Source organism: Ruegeria sp. YKSD163 (genome assembly GCF_059612905.1).
Genome location: NZ_JBXWRM010000022.1, coordinates 1 through 22,453, shown reverse-complemented (window position 1 = coordinate 22,453; position 22,453 = coordinate 1). Strand labels below are relative to the sequence as shown.

The 22,453-nt window shown below is 66.1% G+C and carries 19 protein-coding genes; 10 read left to right on the top strand and 9 right to left on the bottom strand.

The annotated features are described in order from the left end of the window. The first annotated feature begins 79 nt into the window (after positions 1-79). Entirely contained in the window at positions 80-1,555 is a 1,476-nt protein-coding gene (locus AC2FNA_RS20745) for an alpha/beta fold hydrolase (RefSeq protein WP_496829832.1), read from the top strand. 12 nt (positions 1,556-1,567) lie between these two features. Here AC2FNA_RS20745 and AC2FNA_RS20740 read toward each other — a convergent pair whose 3' ends face one another. The 4 genes from AC2FNA_RS20740 to pseB form a co-directional block, all read right to left on the bottom strand. After that, a complete protein-coding gene (locus AC2FNA_RS20740) occupies positions 1,568-2,323 on the bottom strand; it encodes a class I SAM-dependent methyltransferase (RefSeq protein ID WP_496829830.1) in 756 nt (251 codons plus the stop codon). A 48-nt stretch (positions 2,324-2,371) separates the two neighbouring features. Beyond that, a complete protein-coding gene (pseF, locus tag AC2FNA_RS20735) occupies positions 2,372-3,058 on the bottom strand; it encodes a pseudaminic acid cytidylyltransferase (protein ID WP_496829828.1) in 687 nt (228 codons plus the stop codon). Between the two features lie 90 nt (positions 3,059-3,148). Beyond that, entirely contained in the window at positions 3,149-4,327 is a 1,179-nt protein-coding gene (gene pseC, locus AC2FNA_RS20730) for a UDP-4-amino-4,6-dideoxy-N-acetyl-beta-L-altrosamine transaminase (protein WP_496829826.1), read from the bottom strand. Further along, positions 4,324-5,334, bottom strand: a complete 1,011-nt coding sequence (gene pseB / locus AC2FNA_RS20725; RefSeq protein ID WP_234145720.1) for a UDP-N-acetylglucosamine 4,6-dehydratase (inverting) — start codon at positions 5,332-5,334, stop codon at positions 4,324-4,326. Before pseB ends, pseC begins: the two co-directional genes overlap by 4 nt. Positions 5,335-5,669: 335 nt before the next feature. Between pseB and AC2FNA_RS20720 the strand changes: the two genes are divergently transcribed. Beyond that, positions 5,670-6,389 (top strand): glycosyltransferase family 2 protein, encoded by a 720-nt coding sequence (locus AC2FNA_RS20720; protein ID WP_496829824.1) that lies wholly within the window; start codon positions 5,670-5,672, stop codon positions 6,387-6,389. Then, positions 6,389-7,183, top strand: coding sequence for a glycosyltransferase family 2 protein (locus tag AC2FNA_RS20715; protein WP_496829822.1), 795 nt, complete (start codon positions 6,389-6,391; stop codon positions 7,181-7,183). Before AC2FNA_RS20720 ends, AC2FNA_RS20715 begins: the two co-directional genes overlap by 1 nt. 33 nt (positions 7,184-7,216) lie before the next feature. Here the strand turns inward: AC2FNA_RS20715 and wecC are convergent, their stop codons facing one another. From wecC to AC2FNA_RS20700, 3 genes are all read right to left on the bottom strand, one after another. Continuing rightward, a complete protein-coding gene (gene wecC / locus AC2FNA_RS20710; RefSeq protein WP_496829820.1) occupies positions 7,217-8,494 on the bottom strand; it encodes a UDP-N-acetyl-D-mannosamine dehydrogenase in 1,278 nt (425 codons plus the stop codon). Between the two features lie 40 nt (positions 8,495-8,534). Beyond that, positions 8,535-9,647, bottom strand: a complete 1,113-nt coding sequence (gene wecB / locus AC2FNA_RS20705) for a non-hydrolyzing UDP-N-acetylglucosamine 2-epimerase (protein WP_496829818.1) — start codon at positions 9,645-9,647, stop codon at positions 8,535-8,537. 92 nt (positions 9,648-9,739) lie between these two features. Next, on the bottom strand, positions 9,740-12,529 hold the full coding sequence (locus tag AC2FNA_RS20700) for a glycosyltransferase (RefSeq protein WP_496829816.1): 2,790 nt from the start codon (positions 12,527-12,529) through the stop codon (positions 9,740-9,742). A gap of 134 nt (positions 12,530-12,663) precedes the next feature. Here AC2FNA_RS20700 and AC2FNA_RS20695 point away from each other — a divergent pair, with 134 nt between their 5' ends. The 4 genes from AC2FNA_RS20695 to glmM all read left to right on the top strand — a co-directional run bounded on the left by AC2FNA_RS20695 (position 12,664) and on the right by glmM (position 18,720). Then, a complete protein-coding gene (locus AC2FNA_RS20695; protein WP_496829814.1) occupies positions 12,664-13,161 on the top strand; it encodes a hypothetical protein in 498 nt (165 codons plus the stop codon). 2 nt (positions 13,162-13,163) lie between these two features. Further along, entirely contained in the window at positions 13,164-14,897 is a 1,734-nt protein-coding gene (locus AC2FNA_RS20690; protein WP_496829812.1) for a glycosyltransferase, read from the top strand. After that, a complete protein-coding gene (locus AC2FNA_RS20685) occupies positions 14,894-17,059 on the top strand; it encodes a glycosyltransferase family 4 protein (RefSeq protein WP_496829810.1) in 2,166 nt (721 codons plus the stop codon). The genes AC2FNA_RS20690 and AC2FNA_RS20685 overlap by 4 nt, the downstream gene beginning before the upstream one ends. A 284-nt stretch (positions 17,060-17,343) precedes the next feature. Beyond that, positions 17,344-18,720, top strand: a complete 1,377-nt coding sequence (gene glmM, locus AC2FNA_RS20680; protein ID WP_496829808.1) for a phosphoglucosamine mutase — start codon at positions 17,344-17,346, stop codon at positions 18,718-18,720. A 106-nt stretch (positions 18,721-18,826) separates the two neighbouring features. Here the strand turns inward: glmM and AC2FNA_RS20675 are convergent, their stop codons facing one another. After that, positions 18,827-19,777, bottom strand: a complete 951-nt coding sequence (locus tag AC2FNA_RS20675; protein WP_496829806.1) for a glycosyltransferase — start codon at positions 19,775-19,777, stop codon at positions 18,827-18,829. 220 nt (positions 19,778-19,997) lie between these two features. Between AC2FNA_RS20675 and AC2FNA_RS20670 the strand changes: the two genes are divergently transcribed. The 3 genes from AC2FNA_RS20670 to AC2FNA_RS20660 all read left to right on the top strand — a co-directional run bounded on the left by AC2FNA_RS20670 (position 19,998) and on the right by AC2FNA_RS20660 (position 22,078). After that, complete coding sequence (locus tag AC2FNA_RS20670) at positions 19,998-21,371, top strand: DUF2793 domain-containing protein (RefSeq protein WP_496829805.1); 1,374 nt, start codon at positions 19,998-20,000, stop codon at positions 21,369-21,371. Between the two features lie 97 nt (positions 21,372-21,468). Then, positions 21,469-21,780, top strand: coding sequence for a hypothetical protein (locus AC2FNA_RS20665; RefSeq protein WP_496829803.1), 312 nt, complete (start codon positions 21,469-21,471; stop codon positions 21,778-21,780). Between the two features lie 4 nt (positions 21,781-21,784). Next, complete coding sequence (locus tag AC2FNA_RS20660) at positions 21,785-22,078, top strand: hypothetical protein (RefSeq protein WP_496829801.1); 294 nt, start codon at positions 21,785-21,787, stop codon at positions 22,076-22,078. 14 nt (positions 22,079-22,092) lie between these two features. Here the strand turns inward: AC2FNA_RS20660 and AC2FNA_RS20655 are convergent. Further along, a partial coding sequence (locus tag AC2FNA_RS20655) for a calcium-binding protein (protein WP_496829799.1) occupies positions 22,093-22,453 on the bottom strand: 361 nt, incomplete at its 5' end.

Here is a 22,453-nt window from a genome sequence, read left to right as displayed (position 1 = left end):
CCGCAGTGCTATTGCTATGGGCAAAATTTGGGAGATGTGATCGCATGATTGGACTTTATGATAATCCGAGAGGTTTTCTGTGACAGGTCTCGTCTCCTATCCGTCGAGCCTGTCCGGTCCCTGCCACCACATCCTGCCTATGGAGGGTGGAGCCTCTCGCCCGATGGTGGTCTTCTTCGGGGCCAAGGATCTGCTGGCGGGAACCTTCAACTTCTTTCAGCAGGGGCGCGAGTTGAAGGCGCACAGGTTCTTCTTCAACAATGGCGAGAACCACTGGTATCAATACGGGATCCCCGGTTTCGCCGACAGCGACGCGGCATTCATCGACCTGCTGGCGCGCTGGCGGGATGTGTTGCAGGCGTCCAGGATCTACATGGTCGGAACCTCGATGGGCGGCTATGCGGCGATCCGCTACGGGGCCGCGCTTGGCGCCGATATCCTGGCCTTTTCCACCGATGTTGTGCTGGATGCCCCCCAATCGCAGAGCGCGGCGCATTTCACCGGCACACAACCGGCCACATACCCCGACCTGCGCCCGCTGGTGCAGGAGGCGCCGCCGAATCTGACACTGATCGTGGGAGAGCGCGATCTGCCCGATCTCAAGGCGGCGCAGGATCTGATGCAGGTCACCCGGGTCAATGCGATCTCGATGGTGGGTGGCGGCCATATCATGCCGACCTTCCTGTCGCGCCAAGCCCGGCTGGGCCCGATGTTGCGCGATTTCATCGACGGCAAAAGCGTCAAGGTCAGGGAAGGAACCGGTCGGGCGCTACTGGCAGAGGGATATGTGGAGCAGGGTTTCGCGGCGTTGCTGGAGGCGCGCAAGAAGAAACCGGATTGGGCCGCGGTGGAAACTCTGACGCGCTCGGCGCTTCGAACTTATCCCAATGGAGAGGCGGCCCAGGCCCTGCTGGGGGAAGCCGTCTTGCGGCAGGACCGCCCGGAAGAGGCGGTGCCGATCCTGTCGCAGGCGCTGATTGGGGCTGGTGAGGATGTCGACCTTCTGTTGCTGTTATGCTTGGCTCTGCGGCGTACTAGGGGGGCCGACCGGGCCAAGGCGATCTGCCACGGCATCCTGGAGAAACAGCCCGGGCATGTGCGTACGCTTGTCTCGCTTGCGCTCACCTATCGTGTCGATGGCGATTTGAGACAGGCCCGGGTCTTTCTGCAGCGTGCCGTGCGGCGTGAGCCGGACAAAGCAACCTATCGCGATCATCTGGAAAAGGTCGAGGCCTTGCTGGCGGCCGAAGTCAAAGCAAAACCGAAACCCGCGCCGAAGCCTGCCGCAAAGCGGCGCGCGGCCACGAAGGCGAAACCCACCACAAGGCGGAGCTCTTCCGCGAAGGCGAAACCGCAACCGGCCGTGGAGACAAAGCAGCAACCTGCTACGGAGGCAACGCCCACGGAAACGCCGCAACCCGCCGTGGAGGTGAAATCGGCGGCAAAGCGGCAAGCCACTGCAGGTACGAAAACTGTGGCAAAGCGGCAAGCCTCGGCGCGCACGAAAACAGCGACAAGACGCAAATCCGCTGCGAAACCGGGGGCAAAACCCTAGACCGGAACCTGATCAGGCCCGTTCAAACACCAGCACGGTAGCAGCCATCTCATGAGGTGGCTTTTCCACGGTCTTGAGGAATTCCAGCGGGTGCGGCCGCAATTTCAGCGGGTGCATCTGCGCGATGTAATAGGCCCGCGGATGTGCCCAGCCGGATTCCTGATAGCGCAGTGTTTTGTCGTTTTCGATCACATGCAGGAACACGCGCGCGCCCGGTTTGTGCAGCAGCGACTTGATCCGCTCGAAGAAGACCGCCTCTTCGTCGGGATGGATGTGACAGGCCACGTTGAAGGCGAAGACCAGGTCCGGCGCGGCGGCGATGGCGGCGTCCAGGGTGGTCTCGAAAGTGCCCAGCAGCGGCTGCCGGTCTGCGACCCGATCGGCCCAGGCCGCGCTGCCATTGTCGATCAGCGCCTGTGCGATATCCAGGCCGATATAGCGCCCCGGCGCCAGGTGGGCCATGACATGGGCGCCGACCCGCAGGGTGCCGCAGCCGAAATCGCAAACCGTCATGTCCTGCGGCAGACCCCCGGTGCTGCCGGTGAGGGCATCATGGATCCGGTTGATCAGCTTGAAAGGCCCCTTGCCCATCTCGCGCCAATCGGCGTGTTTCAGGTTCTGACCCAGGCTGTCATGCGCGACGCCCCGGTCGATCTTCGGCACATAGACGGCCTCGAAATATTTCGAGAACCGCTTGCCCGGATTGTCTTTCAGCCAGGCCTGGTACCCGGCGTCGAACCGCGCGTCATCCGAAGGGTCCTGATCCATGGAGCGTCTCCTGTTCCTGCGCCCGGCAGAGGCCGGTCCGGGACCTGATCAGAGTAACCTGAACAGCGCCTCGGCAAACTCCCAGTCCTCGGGCGTGTCGATGTCCTGGGTGCGGGCGCGCGGCATGATATGCGGGCGGGATTGCGAGCCGAACATCGGGTGGTCGTCGATGAACGCGTCACGCCGGCCCCAGTAGAACATGCCCGCGTCGTGAAAGGTTTCCGCCAGATCCTGGCTGCGGGTCTTTGCATGTTCGGGGAACAGCATCTCGACCCCGCCCTGGCCGGTCTCGACCATGGCCCGCTGCGCCGGATGCGCAAAGGTGGCGGCGGCGAAGACGAAGCGGGTGTCGTCGCGCTCGGTCAGCGTGGCATGGGCGGCGCGCAGATCCTCGGGGCGTACGAAGGCGGCGGTGGCGTAGATGCAGCAGGCCATCTCGACCGGGCGGCCGTGGATGTCTTCCATGGCGCGGATGGCATGGTTGATCACCACCCGGGTCGGGCTGAAATCATCGGCCAGATTGTCGGGGCGCATGAAGGGCACCTCGGCCCCCGCGGCGCGGGCCACATCGGCAATCTCGGCGTCATCGGTCGAGACGATCACGTGGTCGAACAGGCCCGAGGCGCGGGCGGCTTCGACCGGCCAGGCGATCATCGGCTTGCCGCCGAATTCGCGGATGTTCTTGCGCGGGATGCGCTTGCTGCCGCCGCGGGCGGGGAGAAGGGCGATCTTCATGAAATCCTCGGGTTGGCGCGCCCGCGGAGGGTGGCGGGCGGGCCGCTGAAAAGACAGGTGCGATTGGCGGCAGGAGCCGACCCCGAAGGGTCAGCTCTGGCCAATCTCTTTCAGACCGTCCCGGACCATGGCGATCACATGGGCCTGGTCCGCATCGCTGAGCTGCGGATGCAGCGGCAGCGACAGGGCGCCGGCATAATAGTGCTCGGCATTGGGGAACTGGCCCTCGCGGAAGCCCAGCCCCTGGTAATAGGGCTGCGTGTGGATCGGGATGTAATGCACGTTCACGCCCACCCCGTGTTCCCGCAGGAACTCGAACAGGCGCAGGCGCAGGGCGGCGCGGTCGGGGCCGTCCTCGGCCAGGTGGATCGGATAGAGGTGCAGCGCCGAGCGGTTCTCGGCCTCGCGCTTCTGGATCCGCACGGCCATGTCGGCAAAGGCGGCGTCATAGGCCTCGGCCCGGGCATGGCGGATATCCACGAACTCGGTCAGCCGGGTCATCTGGCTTGCGCCGAGCGCGGCCTGCATATCGGTGATCCGATAGTTCAGCCCCAGCTCCACCTGCTGGTAATACCAGGGACCGTCGCCCTCGCGGGTCATCAGGTCGGGCTGCCGGGTCACCCCGTGCGAGCGCAGCAGGTCCAGACGGGTCGCCAGATCGCCGGAGGCGGTGGTGACCACGCCGCCTTCGGCGGTGGTGACGATCTTGACCGGGTGAAACGAGAAGACGCAGGCATCCGAATAGCGGCAATCGCCGACCGGGCCACCGTCATAGCTGGCGCCGATCGCATGCGAGGCATCCTCGATGATGTGGAAGCCGTATTTCTGCGACAGGGCGTGAATGGCCTTCATGTCACAGGACTGGCCGCCGAAATGCACCGGGATCACGATATGGGGCAGGGTGCCCGCCGCCTCGGCCTCGGCCAGCGCCTGGGCCAGCTTGTCGGGGCACATGCACAGGGTGTCGAGGTCGATGTCGACGAAATTGACCTCGGCCCCGCAGAGCAGCCCCACATTGGACGAGGCCACGAAGCTGTTGGGAGAGGTCCACAGGCGCTTGCCCGGTTCCAGACCCAGGCCCAGGCATGCGATATGCAGGGCCGAAGTCGCGCTGTTGACCGCGATGGCGTGGGGAATGTTGCACGCGGCCTTGATGCTGTCCTCGAACCTCCCGACCGCAGGGCCCTGGGTCAGGAAGTCCGATGTCAGCACGTCCACGACCGAGGCGATATCCTCGTCCGTGATCCACTGCCGACCGTAAGGTATCATTTTGCGAACCCGGTCTTTTCGAGGAGGTCGATGATCTCTTCCTGGTTCAGGAACACCGGGTTGGTGCCCGAGTTGTATTCGAAATCCGGGCCGGTCGGCGTGCCTTTTTCACCCAGGCGGGTGACCGAGAAGTCGACGTCGAGATCGGTGAACTTGATGGTCGGGATGATCGAGAAGAACTCGTCGAACTGATAGGTCTGGTGCGCGTCCTCTTCGGGGCACATCACCTCGTGCAGCTTCTCGCCGGGGCGGATGCCGACGACACGCTGTTCCAGATCGGGGGCCATGGCGGTGGCCAGGTCGGTGATCTTGGTCGAGGGGATGCGCGGCACGAAGATCTCGCCGCCCCACATGCGCTCGAAGGATTTCAGGACGAAATCGACGCCCTGGTCGAGGGTGATCCAGAAACGGGTCATGCGCTCGTCGGTGATCGGCAGGTGATCGGTGCCTTCCTCGATCATGCGATGGAAGAACGGGATCACCGAGCCGCGCGAGCCGACCACGTTGCCGTAGCGGACGACACAGAAACGGGTGTCGCGCGAGCCGACGGTGTTGTTGGCCGAAACGAACAGCTTGTCCGACACCAGCTTGGTGGCGCCGTAGAGGTTGATCGGCTTGGCTGCCTTGTCGGTGGACAGGGCCACGACCTTCTTGACGTTGTTGGCGATGGCCGCCCGGGTGACGTTCTCGGCACCGGTGATATTGGTGCGGATACATTCGATCGGGTTGTATTCGGCGGCGGGAACCTGCTTGAGCGCGGCGGCGTGCACGACATAGTCGACGCCTTCCATCGCTTCCATCATCCGGCGTTCGTCGCGCACGTCGCCGATGAAATAGCGGATGCGATGTTCGCCGGGGAATTTCTGTTGCATTTCGAACTGCTTGAGTTCGTCACGGCTGTAGACGATGACGGCCGAGGGGTCGTAGTCCTGCAGAACCCTGCTGATGAAACGGGTGCCAAAAGAGCCTGTGCCGCCGGTTACCAAGATGCGCTTATTGTTCAGCATATAATAGTTTCCATTCGATTCTGAATTTTGAGTGTCTGATAACAGTGGTTCGCCTCGAGCCCAAGCCAACATTTAGGGTCGCCGGGGCAGGAGCCCGGGTTGCAGCTATTGTTACAGAAATTTCGTTTGTGCAAGGTGGTTGTTGACGATGCTGTCCGGTTTGGCGGGCTTGCGCTTGCGTTGTCAAGGGATTTTATGCCAACTCACCTCATGACGACTTGCATGTTCTGTACATCTCGGCGATTGCCCGGCCATCTGCCCGGTTGGCGACCTGTCGACCGCGCCAGCCATTGAAGAGCATCCGAGTGAACATGTCTCCCTTTCCCCGCGTTTCCGTGATCACGCCGGCATATAATGCGGCCGCGGTGCTGCCGCGCGCGGTCGCCTCGGTACAGGCGCAGAGCCTGCGGGATTGGGAGATGCTGGTCGTCGATGACGGGTCGACGGACGACACCCTGGCCATCGCCCGCGCGCTGGCGGCGGGGGATCCGCGCATCACGGTCATGGCCCAGGCCCGCAACGGCGGTCCGGCGACGGCCCGGAACCGGGCCCTGGCGGCGGCGCGCGGCCGGTTCATCGCGTTTCTCGATGCCGATGACGCCTGGGTGCCGGAAAAGCTGGAACGCCAGCTGGCGTTCATGACCGAACACGGCGCGGGGCTCAGCTATACCGGTTTCTGGCGGATCGCGGCCGGTCGGCGGTGGCAGGTGAATGTGCCGGGTTCGGTGACGCGGGCGCAGCTGTTGCGGGGCAATGTGATCGGATGCCTCACGGCTATCTATGACCGCGAGGTCTATGGTACGGTCGAGATGCCGGATTTGCCGATGCGGCAGGATTATGCCCTCTGGCTGGATTTGCTGAGCCGGAAGGAACCTGCCCTGGGCCTGGACCTGCCGCTTGCCGAATATCACCGAACGCCGGGCTCCTTGTCGGCCAAGCGGTTCCGGGCGCTCGGCGCGACCTGGCGCCTGTACCGGGATCATGCCGGGCTGTCGGCGCCCCAGGCGGCATGGTGCTTGTCGAACCATCTGGTCAGGCGGCTGATACGGGGGTGATGATGCGGGCTGGGGTCAGGGCAGCCGAAACGGAGGGGACCGGGACCGGCGTGACCGTGGCGATTTCCACGCTGGGGTCGCGCGTGGGCGGCCTGAGCCTGCCGCCGCAGATGGCGGGCATCTCCTATCTGGTGCTGATCCAGCGTCCGGGCAAGACGGTGACCACCGCGCTGCAGGCGCGCGGGGATGTCCGGTTCGAGACGCTGGAAACGGTGGGCCTGTCCTACAGCCGTAATGCGGCGCTGGCCCTGGCGGACGGGGCGTTCGTGCTGTTTTCGGATGATGATCTGGTGCTGGACCCGCAAGGCATCCTGGCCCTGCGCGACCTGCTTGTGGCCAATCCGCGCCTGACCTTTGCGGCGGGCTGGCGGCGCGAGCGCCTGCCGCGCTGCGGTCGACGGGCCGGGATCCGGCGCCTGGGCCTGTTCAATTCGGGCCGGATCTGCGCCCCCGAGCTGTTGGTCAGGCGCCGCAGGGTGATGCGGGCTGGGATCTGGTTCGATCCCAATTTCGGGATCGGGGCCCGTTACCCGGTGGGCGAGGAATACGCCTTTGTGAGCGATATGCTTAAGGCCCGCCTGCGCGGGCAGTCGGTGCCGATCGTGACCGGTTCGCACCCCCATGAAAGCACCGGCGACGACTGGATGGATGACAGGTTGCTGGTGGCCCGGCAGGCCCTGTTGCGGCGGGTCTTCGGGATCCGGGCGCCGGTCATACGGATGCTTTATGCCATACGGCACCGGCACCGGCTGGGCGGGGCCGGTGCCGCGCTGCGTTTTGGCCTGGGATACTGATCCCGCGCGTTCGGTGCCCGGCGCGGGCCGCGTTCACTTTCCCTGCCGGGCGGCACACAGGCCCACGGTATCCAGCAGGCGGGCCGTTGCCGGCAGGCGGGCGGGCACCCCGGCAAAGGCGCTGTGGCGCACCAGGATACAGATTAGATCGGCCTGATCCAGGGCCTGCTGAAGGTCGGTCAGGACAATGGGCAGATCCGACAGATCCGCGGGCAGGGTCTTGATATGGGGTTCCACCGCCAGCACCTGGCAGCCGAGCTGGCCAAAGGCGCGGGTGATCTCAAGTGCGGGGCTTTTGCGCAGATCGTCGATATCGGGCTTGAAGGCCAGGCCCAGGCAGGCAACCCGGATATCGGACATCGCGCGTTCGGGGGCCTCGGCCAGCACCTCGAGGATGGCGGCCTTGCCCTTGTCCAGCACCCAGCCGGGCTTGGCGTTGTTGCGTTCGCGGGCGGCGCGGATCAGCTGCGCCTCTTCGGGGGCCGAGGCGACGATGAACCAGGGATCGACGGCGATGCAATGGCCGCCGACCCCAGGGCCGGGCTGCAGGATATTGACGCGGGGATGGCGATTGGCCAGCGCGATCAGTTCCCACACGTCGATGCCGAACCGGTCACAGATCATCGACAGCTCGTTGGCAAAGGCGATCTGGACATCGCGCGAGCTGTTTTCCACCAGCTTGCACATCTCGGCGGTTTCGGCGCTGGTGGCGATGCAGTCGCCCTGCACCACCAGCTTGTAAAGCGCGATGGCCATCTCCGAGGCGCGGGCGCTCATGCCGCCGATGATGCGGTCGTTCTCGACCAGTTCGCGCACCACATGGCCGGGCAGGACCCGTTCGGGGCAATGGGCGATCTGGATGTCGGCGGCGTCTCCGGCCTGTTGCGGAAAGCTCAGATCGGGACGGGCCGCGGCCAGCCATTCGGCCAGCTGGCGGGTGGCGCCCACCGGCGAGGTGCTTTCCAGGATCACCAGATTGCCCGGCGCCAGCACCGGGGCGATGCTGTGGGCCGCGTCCTCGATATATTTCAGATCGGGCTGGAACTCGCCCCGGAACGGGGTCGGAACCGAGATGATGAACGCGTCGGCCGGTTCCGGGGTCAGGGTGGCGTGCAGATTGCCGTCGTTGACGGCCTTGTGCACGATCCCGTCCAGTTCGGGTTCGACGATGTGAATCTGTCCGGCATTGACCGTATCCACCACATGGGCAGAGACATCGACGCCGATCACCCGGTTGCCATAGGCGGCAAAAACCGCGGCTGTGGGCAGGCCGATATAGCCGAGACCTATCATGGAAATTCGGTCGAACATTCTGTCTCGAGTTCCTTGTGAATAAGTGTCCGGGAATGGTTCAAGCGGCCAGATGCGCCGCGATCCGGGCGGCGGCGTGGCCATCGCCATAGGGGCTGCGGGCCTGGGCCATGGCCGCATAGGCGGCCGGGTCGGTCAGAAGACGCAGCGCCTCGGTGCGGATCCGGTCGCTGCCGGTCCCGACCAGGCGCACCGTGCCCGCCGCGACCGCTTCGGGCCGCTCGGTGGTCTCGCGCATGACCAGAACCGGTTTGCCCAGGGCGGGCGCCTCTTCCTGAATGCCGCCGGAATCGGTGATCACCAGCCGCGACCGGTGCATCAGCCAGACAAAGGGCAGATAGTCCTGTGGCGGGATCAGGTGGATATTCTCGACGCCACCGAGAATCCGGGTCACCGGTCCCTGTACATTGGGATTGAGATGCACCGGATAGACGATCTGCGCCGGGCTTTGCTCGACGATCTGGCGCAGGGCGGTGCAGATGTCTTCGAAACCGGGGCCGAAATTCTCGCGCCGGTGACCGGTGACCAGGATCAGCGGCCTGTCGGGGGACAGGAAATCGAACTGCTGACGGAGGTGGTTGTCCAGATCGGGCGTGGCCTCGATCCGGGCGACCACCTGCTGCAGGGCGTCGATCACGGTATTGCCGGTGACATGGATGGTGTCGTCGGCCACGTTCTCGGCAAGAAGATTGTCGCGCGCGGTCGCGGTCGGGGCGAAATGCAGCGAGGCCAGGCGCCCGATCATCTGGCGGTTCATCTCTTCGGGCCAGGGGGCGTGAATATTGCCGGTGCGCAGCCCGGCCTCGACATGGCCCACGGGGATCCGGGCATAGAAGGCGGCCAGCGCCGCGGCGAGGGCGGTGGTGGTGTCGCCATGCACCAGAACCCGGTCATAGCCGCCCTCGGCCAGGGGCGCGCGCAGCGCCTGCAGGACGCCGGTGGTGATATCGGTCAGGCTCTGGCCCTCGCGCATCAGGTTCAGATCCAGATCGGGGCGGATGTCGAACAGGTCGAGCACCTGATCCAGCATCTGCCGGTGTTGCGCGGTGACGCAGATATCGACCCGGACATCGGGGCGCTGCCGTAGCTGTCCGATCACCGGGGCCATCTTGATGGCTTCCGGGCGGGTTCCGAAGACGACGAGGATTTTCACGGCGGGGACCCTTTGGACTGGCGGTTGCGCGAGCGTGTTTTGGTTATCAACTTCAGGATTGAATGCAATCGCCAAGCGCCCCGCAGGACGGACTATCTTGTTGTGGAGGCGCGTGCGAAGAGGGTTGAATTCGATATTCCCGCCGCCTGCTCCTGCAATGCGGCGCCCCGCGCGCGGGCGGCTTGGGACATCGCCCGCAGCCGGTCGGGGTCGGAGACCAGGCCGCGCAGGGCGCGGGCGGCGGCGGCGGTATCGCCGGCGGGCACCACCTGTCCGGCACCGCTGTCGCCCAGCAGGTCCGGCGGCGTGCCGAGGTCGTAACAGACCACCGGGCGCCCGGCGGTCAGCGCCTCGAGCACGGTGCGCCCGAAGCTTTCGGCGAAATGAGACAGGCTGAGCACGATATCGGCCTGGGCCAGGGCGGCGGCCGGGTCGGGGCAATATCCCGCGTGACGCATGTTGCGGGGCAGGGGGGCCAGTGCGGCGAGATCGGTGCTGTCGGGGCCGATCAGCAGGAATTGGGCTGGCAGGGTCGCGCAGGCGCGCGCGATCGCCACCGCATCCGCGACGCCCTTGCGGGCGCTCAGGCTGCCGATGAGCGCAACGCGGATGTGGCCCTGCGGGGCAAAGGGCAGCTCTGCCAGGGCCGAATCCACCCGGTTGGGCAGCAGGGCCACGCGGGTCGCGGGCAGGTCGAGCCAGTCGATCACTGCCTGCGAGTTGGCGATGAAACGGTCCCCGAGCTCCAGCATATAGGTCCGCAATTCCGCCGCGCCGAGCCCCAGATCGAGGCAGAGGCGCGGATCCTGGGCCGGGAGTTCGCGCACATGCACCACCGTGGGCACCCCGGCGGCGTGGGCCGCGCGCAGGGGGGCGTCCAGCACCAGGGTGTTCTGGTGCAGCTCGACCGCGCCGCTGTCCCGGATCAGCCGGGTCAGCCGTTCAAGGGTGCGGGGATGTGGCGCCACGCCGCCGAACAGCCATCCGAACGGCAGCACATGCAGCCGGTGCAGGCGCGGACGCAGGGCGGCCAGATAGTTTTCGTTCTCCAGGTTCGGCAGTACCAGCGAGGGGGTGAAGCCCGCCGCCACGGCCCGGTCGAGCACATCGAGCAGGCTGCGTTCGGCGCCAAAGATCCGGGCCCGGGCCTGGTGCCCGAAGAACAGCAGCGCCTTGCCCGGGGCGGGGGGTGGCAGAGCGCCCGCAAAGACCGGCGTGGGGTCGGCCCCGGCGGCGGCCCCCACCCGCAGATAATGGGCGAGCGGCGGGCCGTCCCCCTCTTGCAGCCCCTGCGCCATGCGATAGCCGGTGGTGCTGAAATCCGGGCCGGGGTCGCGGCCCTCGGCGGCGCCCTGATCGCGGTAATGGGACCAGGGCTCCAGGTCCCGGGCGCGCAGGTCGGGATAGCTGCGTAGATACCAGGCGGCGTCGAATTGCGGCGGCAGGGCGGTCTCTTCGGTGGCTGTGTTGGTCAGGGCCAGGGCGGTGGGGGCCGGGAATGGGCGCCGGTCGGGCAGGCGGGGCAGGGGCAGGGCGCCGTCCTCGCGCATCCGGTGGTGCCAGCGCCGGGCGGCCATGCGATAGTTATGGCGGGGTCCCGCATGCTGGCTGTGCAGGCCGGTTTCGCTGTTGCGGGTCAGCGACCCCGGATGGCTGCGCCCGAAGGAGAGCGGCAGCCCGGGTGAGACCTCGGCAATGGACTCGGCCCCGTGCAGGGCCAGGATGCGCTCGTAATATTCGGTATCGGCTCCGGCCCGGACACGGTCCCAATATCCCAAGGTGTCGCGCAACTCGGCCCGGATCATCAGCGAGGAGATGTTGCGATGCACATATCCCGCATCGCCCCACCAGCGGGTAAAGCGCAGATCGGGCGTTGCGCGTACCCAGTGCGAGATGCTGGCCATCCGGTTCGGATCCCGCAGCAGGGCCCCGGCCTGCCGGGCGATGCGGGCGGGATGGGCCCAGTCGTCGGCGTCCAGCACGGTGACGAAAGCGCCGCGCGCGGCGGCCAGCCCGATGTTGCGGGCCGGATAGGCCCCCGGTTCGGCACTGCCGTCCAGCAGGCGGACCCGGGGATCTCCGGCCGCATGGCGACGCACGATCGCGGCGGTGTCATCCCGCGAGCCATTGTCGATCACCAGGATTTCCAGTGCCTGCCAGCTCTGGTCCCGCAGGCTGCGCAGGGCGGTGCCGATGGTTGCCCCCGCATCCCGGGCGGGCATCAGCACGCTGACCAGCGGACCACCACGGCGGGGCAGGGCAGGGCCCGTGCGGTGCAGCCTGTCGAAGGCCGGAGCATCCCCCGGCGCCACCCGCACCCCGCCCAGCCCGGCGCGGGCGAACAGTATCTGCATCCGCCAGCGCCAGCCGAGGCCATGCCCGCCGCGGGCCGCGGTCAGATTGGCCGCGGCCAGATGCAGATCGGGGAACCCGCCCAACAGGTGCCGCGCGACCCGCAACAGGGTCCCGGCCCGGTCCCGGTCTCCGGTGGCCAGGGCGGCCTCGATCGCAAGCAGGGCCGGATCGGGCAGGCAGAAGCCGCCGATCAGTTCTGTCTCGGGGTCGAGCGGGCGCAGCAGGACCTCGGCCTCGGCCCAGTTTCCGTGCCGGGCGGCCTCGCGCGCCTGCGCGATCCGGGCCCAGGCGCGCTCTGCCGGTGCGCCATGGGCGGCGAGCGCCCGGAGGTCGCGGGGGCCGGCCTCGAGCAACCCCAGGCGCCGGTCCCGTTCGCGGGTTGCCGCGAAGACCGCGCAGGGCAGACGCCCTTCGCGGCGCCCGTGGCGCAGGTAATGGCGCAGGGGGTCGATGCCGGAGGCGGCCACATCCGGATAGCAGCGCAGGTACCAGTCCGGGTCGAAAAAGGCGGGTTTGCACCGGGTCATGGCGGGGGACTCCGCGGCAACGCAAGAGGGTGGAATGGGGACAGTCACACTTTACATCGCGGAAAATCAAGGTCATTTAACCTCGGGTTTCAGGGGTTTTGACCTGTGTCGAAGTTGATTGACGGAAGAATGAGATGACGCCTTCGAAACACGGGCCCGGTTCGGCTGCGCCTGTTCCGGCGATCCTGGCCGAGATGCAGCGCACCATTGAACGCCTTTACCTGTCCCAGCAGGATCTCAAGCAGCAGGTTGGCGCCCTGGGCGCCATGCATCCGGTGATCTGCCGCAGTCCGGGCCGGCCGGGTCCGGGTCCCCGGGCGCTGATGCGCCTGCATGGCGGGTACCGCCGCCGCTATCAGGCACGGGCGATCCGCGATTGCGGCCTGTTCGATGCGCCCTGGTATCTGCGCCGCAACCCGGATGTGCGCACGGCGGGCGTCGATCCGGTTGCGCATTTCCTGGAACATGGCGCCCGCGAGGGGCGCGATCCGGGCCCGCATTTCAACACGATGTTCTATCTGCGGACCTATCCGGATATCGCCGCCAGCGGTCTGAATCCCCTGTGGCATTACCTGACGGTCGGCTGGCAAGAGCAGCGCGCCATCCGTCCCGGCATGTTGTCCGAGGGATAGGGATGGCCAATTCATCCTGGAAACTGCCGGATCGTCTGGCCTATGTGGTCAGTCACAGCTACCCCTATTCCAGCAATGGCTATGCGGTGCGCACCCATGAGGTGGCGCGTGCGCTGGGTCAGCTGGGGCATGATGTGGTGGTGATCAACCGCCCGGGCCGTCCCTGGGATATCGACGGGTTTTCCCGGCGCCGGCGGATTTCTCCCGAACAGGTCATCGATGGCGTGCGCTATGTGTTCCTGCCGATGCCCGCGGGGGTGGGTCGGGGCTTTCGCGACCGGATGCGCGGTGCTGAACGAGGGCTGATGGAGGCCTTTGGGATATTTCGCCCCGCCGCGGTGATGGCGGCATCGAACTGGCAGACCGGAGAACCCGCCCAGAACGCGGCCCGCCGCTGGGGGGTGCCGTTCTTCTACGAGCAGCGCGGATTCTGGGAATTGTCGCGCGCCGTGTGCGAGCCGGGGTATGAGCGGACCGAAGACTATGAGCGGGACCGCCGCAACGAGTTGCGCGTGGCGCAGCGGGCCGAGGCGGTGTTCACCCTGAACGCGGCCATGCGGGACGAGATGGTGCGGCAGGGCGTGCCGGGTGACCGGATCGAGCTGGTGCCGAACGGGGTATCGGCGCTGACGGCTCAGAGCCGGGGCGCGGCCGGCGAGGTGACGCGGGAGAGTATCGGCTGCGGCGCGCGCCATCTGCTGGGCTATTTCGGGTCGCTGAGTGCATATGAGGGCAGCGAGGACCTGATCCACCTGCTGGCGCGGCTGCGCCAGGACGGGGTGGATGTGGCCATGATGATCGTGGGGTCGGGTGCCGCCAAGGGGCTGATCGACAGTGCTGGCGAGACAGGGACCGAGAGCCGGATCAAGGCGCTGGCCCAGTCGCTGGGCGTTGCCGGTCATCTGCATCTGGTGCCCCGGGTGCCGCAGCAGCGGATGGCCGCGTATTACGCTCTGGCCGATGCCATGATCATGCCGCGCCGCTGTCATGCGGTGACCGAACTGGTCGCTCCGCTCAAACCCTATTCCGCCGCCAGCCATGGGCTGCCGGTCTTCATGAGCGATATCGCCCCGCTGGCCGAGATCGCAGGCGACATTCACGCGGTCCTGTTCCCCGAGGGCGATATCGAGACCCTGGCCGGGCAGGTGAAGTGGATGCTGGAAACGGGCGCGCATCCGGCGCGGACGCAGCCGCTGGCGGCCGAACTGCTCTGGTCGCGCCGGGTGGCCCCGATCTCGCGGCATCTGCAACGCGTCGCCCGGTCGGTGCCGGCGTTGCCCCTGGCCCCGGAAACGGGCGACAGGAATCTGGCGGGCGGCGTGCCCGGTTTCGACCTGGCCAGCGTGCCGCAGGCGGCGCTCAGGGATATGGTCCTGGCGGGGCCGATCGCCGCGATCGGACCCTGCGCCCATCTGGCCGGGCGCGAGCTGCGGCGTCTGACCCGGAACACGCTGCTGGCCGAGCTGGCCACCGGGCCGGTGGGACATTTCATCATCGACTGGTGCGGGTTGCAGGAGGCACCCGGTGAGTGGGACGGATTGTGGTCGATGCAGAACATGCGCCTGAACCGGCAGATCATGGATGCCTGCCGGATCGCGGTGGCCCGTGGCTGGCGTTTGCAGGTCACCGGGCCGGTGCGGCGGGGGCAGGCACCGCTCTATCGCACGGTGAGCGCGGTCTTCGAAGAGGTTCTGCCCGAAGAAGGGCAGGCCGATATCCGGGAGGCGGCACAATGAGGGTTGCGGTTCTGGCCGAGCAGAATTTCAACCTGATCGACGGCTCGACGATCTGGTTGTTGAACACCTGCAAGCTGCTGGCGCTGCAACCGGATTTCGACACCGACCTGTTGCTGCGGCACAGGCTGACCACCCGGCTGCTGGCGGATGAGCTGCCCGCCGGGATCACCCTGCGCGATGCAGAGGCGCTTTGCGCGGCGGCGGGGCGGCCCGGACCGCTGGCCGAAGGCGGGCTCGATATCGCGGATCTGCCCGGGATCGTGTTGGCCTGGGAGGCGCGGCACGGCGCCTATGACCGGATCTTCGTGCGCGGTACCGAACTCTTGACCCGGCTGCTGGACGAGCCGGCCTTTTGCGACCGGATCGTGGGCTATGCGCCCAATGCGATCCCGGATGTCACCCAGCCCGAACCCGAATGGGTGCAGTTCGGGCGACAGCGGCGGATGCCGGTCGTGGTGCAGAGCGAAACCGCCAAACGGGCGCTTGAAACGCTTTCGGATTATCCCGCCCATGTGGTGCATGCGGTCCCACCCGTGGTGTTCCAGGAGGACGCGCCCGAGGCCCGGCGCGATGGGCCGGCGACGCTGTGCTATTCGGGCAAGATCGATCTGCAATACGGTCTCGACTGGCTGCTCGATCTCTGCGCCGATCTCGAGACCCGTCCCCCCACCGAGGGCGAGGTCCGCCTGCGCCTGATCGCCGGCAAGGATACCCGCCGCAAGGCGCATCCCGATTTCTTTGCCGGGATGGACCGGCTGCGCGCCCGGGTCGCCCAGGGCGATCTTGCGCATGTCGAGTTGCATTCGAACCTGCCGCATGTGCAGGCCAAGGCGCTGATGGCAGGGGCCGATTTCGCCTTTTGCCTGCGTCACAACCGCTATGACGACGTGATCGAGATCTCGACCAAGATTGTCGAGTTCTGCGCCATGGGGGTGCCGCCGATCCTGAACGACAGCGAGTTCAACCGGTCGCTGTTCGGCGCGGATTATCCCTATCTTGTCGATATCTCGCAGGGCGATATCGTCGCGCGGATCCGCGGGATCGTGCAGCAGCGGGGCACCCCGACCCATGATCTGGCCCGCGACCGCGCCTTGCAGATCGCCGGGCGGTTCTCGGCTCCGGCGCTGGCCGCCAAGCTGGGGCGCGCGATCCGCGGGCATGGGCGGCCGGGCGTCAGCCTGAGCCCCGCGCCGCGCCATATCCTGATCGCCACCCACGAGCGGAAATTCCTGCGCCAGATGACCGACCGGCTGCTGGCCGATCCGGGTATCCGGCTGAGCTGGGAGACCTGGGCCAGCAGCGTCAAGCCCTCGGGGCAGCCGCATGTGCCCGCCGATGTGGATACGGTCCTGTGCGAATGGTGCTGCGAAAACGCCGTCTGGCACAGCCACAACAAGCGTCCGGGCACCCGGCTGCTTGTCAGGCTGCACCGGTTCGAGGCCTTCCGGGATTTTCCCGAACGGGTGCAGTGGGACAATGTCGACGCGCTGATCGTGGTGTCGGAGTATTTCCGCGACCTGATGGTGACGCGGTTCGGCGTGGCGCCCGAACGGGTGCATGTGATGCCGCAATATATCGACTGGCATGAATTGCAGCGCCCCAAGCTGCCCGAGGCGCGCTTTACCCTGGGCCTGGTGGGGATCAACCCGTTCGAGCACAAGCGCTTTGACCGGGCCATCGACTTTCTGGTGGCCCTGCGGGCCCGCGACCCCCGGTTCCAGCTGGCGGTGCGCAGCGCCATGCCATGGGAGATCGAATGGGTCTGGAGCCGGCAGGACGACACCCGCGCCCGGTTCGAGGCCCAGTTCGCGCGCATTTTCGCGGATCCGGATCTGGCCGGGGCGATCCGGTTCGACCCGGCTGGCCCGGACATGGAGGAATGGTATCGCGGCATCGGGACCATCCTGTCCAGTTCCGACACCGAAGGCTGCCATACTGCGGTGATCGAGGGCATGGCCTCGGGCTGTTTGCCGGTGGTTCATGACTGGCCCGGCGCGCGGTCCCTGTTTGACGGGTATGTCCATGAGCGGATGGAAGATGCCATCGCCGGGGTGATCGCCTTTGCAACCGATGCGGATGAACCGGCCCGGCGCGCGGACTTGTCCCGGATGGTGGCATGTCACGATCTGGAGTGCTGCGCGGAACGGTTGTTGAAGCTTTAGGGGGTCGGACCGTTACGGATGCCAAGCGGCCCCGGTGACATGTGCCCATCGAATGATCAGAAGTCGCGTGAATCCGCCGATAGGTGCCCTGCTGTGTCCAGGGGTGGAAACTTTATGTTTGGTCACGTAAAAAAGTGTGTAGAATAATATGGTGTTTTGGATCATGAGTGCTGGGGGGCAAGAAGATACACGACGCATGACGCGTTGTGCCAAACAACCCGGATAATTATCGTTAATAGACTGTCAGATCTTGTTGCAAGAGCTGGATCAAAGGAATTTTTGTTATGAACCGCAAGATTTTCGGTACCGATGGCGTGCGTGGCCGCGCAAATGTTTATCCCATGACTGCCGCAACCATTGTTCACCTCGCGACAGCGGTCGGGCATTATTTCGGCCGCGACCACAAGCGTCACCGGGTGGTGATCGGCAAGGATACGCGGCGGTCCTGCTACATGCTGGAAAACGCCCTGACCGCGGGGTTCACCGCCGCAGGCATGGATGTGTTCGCGCTGGGGCCGATGCCCACGCCGGCGGTGGGCCGTCTGACGCCCTCGATGCGGGCGGATATCGGGGTGATGATCTCGGCCTCGCACAACCCGCATTACGATAACGGGATCAAGTTCTTTGGCCCCGATGGCTACAAGCTGAACGATCAGGCCGAAGCCGAGATCGAAGAGCTGATGATGCGCGACCTGCCCCTGGTCGATGCCGAATATGTCGGACGCGTCACCCGCCTCAACGATGCGGTCAGCCGCTATGTGGAATATGTCAAGACCACCCTGGCGGAACGGGTGCGCCTGGATGGTCTGAAGGTCGTGCTCGATTGCGCCAATGGCGCCGCCTACAAGATCGCGCCGGAAGTCCTGTGGGAACTGGGTGCCGAGGTGATCCCGATCGGGGTCACGCCGAACGGCTACAACATCAACGAGGATTGCGGGTCGACCTCTCCGGCGCGGGCCGCGCGGGCGGTGCTGGAGCACAAGGCCGATGTGGGTATCTGCCTGGACGGCGATGCCGACCGGGTGTCGATCATCGACGAGACCGGCGCCGTGGTCGATGGTGATCAGATCATGGCCTTGCTGGCCACCAGTTGGGCGGCGACGAGCCGGCTGAGGAACAAGACGCTGGTGGCCACGGTGATGTCCAACCTGGGGCTGGAGCGGCACATGCACCGGCATGGCCTGCGGCTGGAGCGGACCCCGGTCGGGGATCGCTACGTGGTCGAGAAGATGCGGGCCGGCGGCTTCAACATGGGCGGAGAGCAATCCGGCCATATCGTGCTGACCGATTATGCCACCACCGGGGATGGCCTGGTCGCGGGGCTGCAGGTTCTGGCCGCGCTGCAGGAAAGCGGGCGCAAGGCAAGCGAGATCTGCCGTCAGTTCGAACCGGTTCCGCAAATGCTGCGCAACATCAAGATCAAGCCCGGGACCGCACCGCTGGAACAGCTGACCGTGCAGCAGGCGATCACCCAGGGCAATGCCCAGTTGCAGAAGAAGGGCCGTCTGCTGATCCGCAAATCGGGCACCGAACCGCTGATCCGGGTAATGGGCGAGAGCGAGGACGAGGGGCTGCTGAACGGTGTGATGCAGTCGATCGTCAACGAGATAGAGGCCGCGACCTATGCGCCGCAGCACCAGCCGCTGAGCGCCGTCGGCTAGAGCCTGTCCGTCAGGACCGCGGCAACCGGACATTTCTGTTGTGAACCGGCGCGGCCCCTTGCCGGGGGCCGGCTGTCGCCGGGCATCGGTCGCCTTGCGGCGATGCTCAGATCCGGTTGAGCAGACAGGCGATATAGAGCGCGATGGTGCCGGCCGCGCTCTGACGATAGGCACCGGAGTCTTTCAGGGATTTCAGGCGTTGCAGGATCGGGCCGCTGCGCGCGGCCTTGTAATGATCGAGCGTTTCCCGGGCCTGCGGTGTGAACCGGTGCACGGATTTCTCGAGTGCTTGCAGGCCGATTTCGTTCCAGTCCTGAAAACGCCCCTGCGCCAGCGCCAGAAACCGCAACAGCTTGGCCCGCAGCGACAGGTTCGCGCCGATCTGGTTGTCGCCGTGCTGGCGATAGGACAGGATCGGCTCGGGGTCGTAGATGACCTGCCCGCCGCAGCCGGTGATGATCTGGTAGAGCCACCAGTCATGCGCCACGGGGGCGGTGGTCTCGTCCAGCGTTTCCTGCACCAGGGCCAGCGCCGCGTGATTGAGCACCATCGTATTGCCGCCGCCGATCGACTGCACCAGCGCGTTCCTGAAATCGGGCGCATGGCGGAACTGTTGGGACAGGCCGATGGGGGCCAGGTTTTCGGCGCAGATCATCGTGCGCGCGCAATAAAGCCCCGGCTGGCCCGGTGGCAGCTCGGACAGCAGACGGACGGCGCGGTCCAGCTTGTGCGGGAACCAGATGTCATCCTGGTCGGACAGGGCCGCAAAGGCGGTCTCTGGCGGGGTCTTGCGCAGCAGAAACAGAAAGTTGCGGGCAAACCCTTTGCCCGGCCCCTGCAGCAGGCTGATCCGGTGGGTGCCATGCGCCTCTCTGAACCGTTCCAGGATCGCGGGGCTGTCATCCGACGATCCGTCATCGGAGGCGATCAGGGACCAGTTGCGATGGGTCTGGGCGACAAAGCTGTTCAGCTGTGTCTGCAGATAGGGGGCCCCCTGATAGACCGCCAGCAGGATACAGATTTCGGGCCGTTCCAAAGAGGGAGATGTGTTTGACATCATGGCGGATCGGGAACCTGGCTGCTGATCTCGTCCAAGGGGTGCGCCCCATGCATCGCAAATAGTCGTGGCGAAAGTCCAGTGCTGTTTGCGGTCGCGCGGCATATTGGGTTCCCCGCGGGTGTTGCGTCCTTGAGCGTGGTTGCGACCGGTGCATTGGCGTTTCTTTGAAATCTGACCTGCATAGTCCGGCGCCAGATCAGAGACGTAGGATGCGCCCATGCCCGACACATCACCGCGACTGAGCTTGCCCTATCTGCAACCGTCGCAGGCTCAGAAACATGTCACTCACAACGAAGCCCTGCAAAGGCTGGATGCCCTGGCGCAGCTGACTGTCGTGGCGATCGGGTCGGAAACCCCGCCCGCCGACCCCGCCGCGGGGGATATCCATGCGCTGGGGGCGGGCCCGACCGGGGCCTGGGCCGGCGAGCAGGGCAAGCTGGCGCTGTGGGACGGAAGCAGCTGGCAGTTCATTCTTCCCGCGGAGGGCTGGCGGGCCTATGACCTGAGCTCTCAGAAGGCGCATGTCCATACCGACAGCGGCTGGAGCGCCGAACTGGACCAGATACAGAATGCCGATCTGGTCGGCGTTGCCACGACCGCCGATGCCGGCAACCGTCTGGCCGTGGCCTCGGCCGGCAGCCTCTTTACCCATGCGGGTGCGGGACATCAGCTCAAGATCAACAAGGCATCTGCCGGGGATACGGCGAGCCTGCTGTTCCAGTCCGACTGGACCGGACATGCGGAGATGGGGCTGGCAGGCGATACCGCCTTTGCGATCAAGACCAGCGCCGATGGCAGCAACTGGTCCGAGACGCTGCGGCTGGATCCGGGAACCGGGACCATCAGCCTGGCCCCGTCCGAGTCCGTCCGGGCCACGCTGTCGGACAGCGCGTTGCAGCTGGATGCGCCGCTGACCGGAACCGCGGTACAGGCCGATGCCCAGGACAGCACGCCGGGGCGCGTGATCACGGTTGGCGGTTTCGGTCTTGGGGCGCACCTGCCGGACCTGAGCGGCGATGTCTTTGCCGACGGGGTGCGGACCGGGTTCCATTTCGCGCGTCCGGTCGCAAATGCCGGGGCCGCCGACACACCCGCGTCAGGCGACTGGTATGTGGCCAAGCTTGCGCGGCAGGCGGGCGAGGCCGTGGCCCTGGCCATTCCCAAGGTGCCGGATCAGGCCCTGTGGTGGGGCGGCAAGCAGGGTGGCGTGGTCGGAACCTGGCGCCGGGTGATCGACACCGGCAACGTGGTCGGAACCGTATCGGGGACCGGAACGGCGCCGACCGGCGCGGTGCTCGAACACGGTGAGAATGCCAACGGCTATTACACCCGCTTTGCCGATGGCACCCAGATCTGCTGGCGCCGTAACTGGGTGATCGGTCCGGGGGTGGAAACCTGGATCTTTCCGGCGGTCTTTGGCGGCGGCCAGGCCACGATCAGCATCACCGGAACCTCGACCAGCGTGTCCGTCGCCCGGATCGTCACCGGCCTGTCCTCGAGCTATCAGGATGCCTCCATCCGGGTCTGGGACAAGGATGGCAACGGCACATCGGCGGGCATCTCCCTGATCGCGGTCGGACGCTGGACCTAGCGGCGGTCAAACGCTGCTTCACGCCCCACCCTCCAACCCTCTGGATATCGCATGCCCGGTCCCGCGTCCGAGCGCATGCCTCAAGGACGAAGCGAAGATGCATATTTCATTCACCCCGATGCGCCGGGACGACCGGCTGGAGCTTGTCAAACAGGGCGATGTCCTGACGATCAATGGCGAGGAGTTCGATTTTTTCGCTCTGCCCGAGGGGGCGGTGCTGCCCCGCGATGCGGTCAGCTGCGACTGGCTGACATCGGATGTGGAGCGGATCGGGGGCGTGATCCACCTGACGCTGATCTTGCCGCATGGGGCCGATGCGACCCCGGAGCGGCTGTTTCCCGCCCCGGTCGAGGCCGGGGATGGCCGGGTCCCGCTTTCGGGAGACCCCGCAGATGAAATGGAGGCCTGAGAGCATGGCAAATATCGACTTTTCGCGCGTCGTCACCACCGAGGACAAGGCCGCGCTGCAACAGCAGATCCTGTTGCAGGACCGCAAGGCGGAATGCCGGATGCGGATCTTCGCGGTCTGCGATGAAATCGCACAGATCAACCTGGCCGCCGCCGCCAGCGCCGGCCTGCTCGATGCGGCGCAGATGCAGACCTATCGCGCCGGGCTGACCTGGATCCAGGCGATGCGGGCCGCCTGCGCCGATGGCAACTGGCCGGCAACGCCGCCGGATGTGATGGAACTGGCCGCGCTGTTCTGAGCGCAGCCGCCCTGTCAGATCGTCAGGTCCCAGATGCGGACGTCTCCGTCGTCGAAGCGGAAATACTCGACGTCGATCAGGTGGTCGGTGCCGTCGGGGCCGCGAACGGTGACCGCGTTGTCGGCGGTGCGGGTCAGGGTGTATTCGGCCCGGTCGCCGTCGAACAGCGCGTAATCCGAGCCGGTGCCGCCGTCGATCGTGTCATTGCCGGCGCCGCCCTTGAGGTAATCCACATCCTCGTAGCCGAACAGGAAATCGTCGCCTTCCAGCCCAGACAGCTGGTTGCGCCCGGAATTGCCGGTCAGCCGGTCGTCGAACCGGGTGCCCACCAGGTTCTCGATCTCGAAATAGAGATCGCGCGCCGCGTCGCCCCGG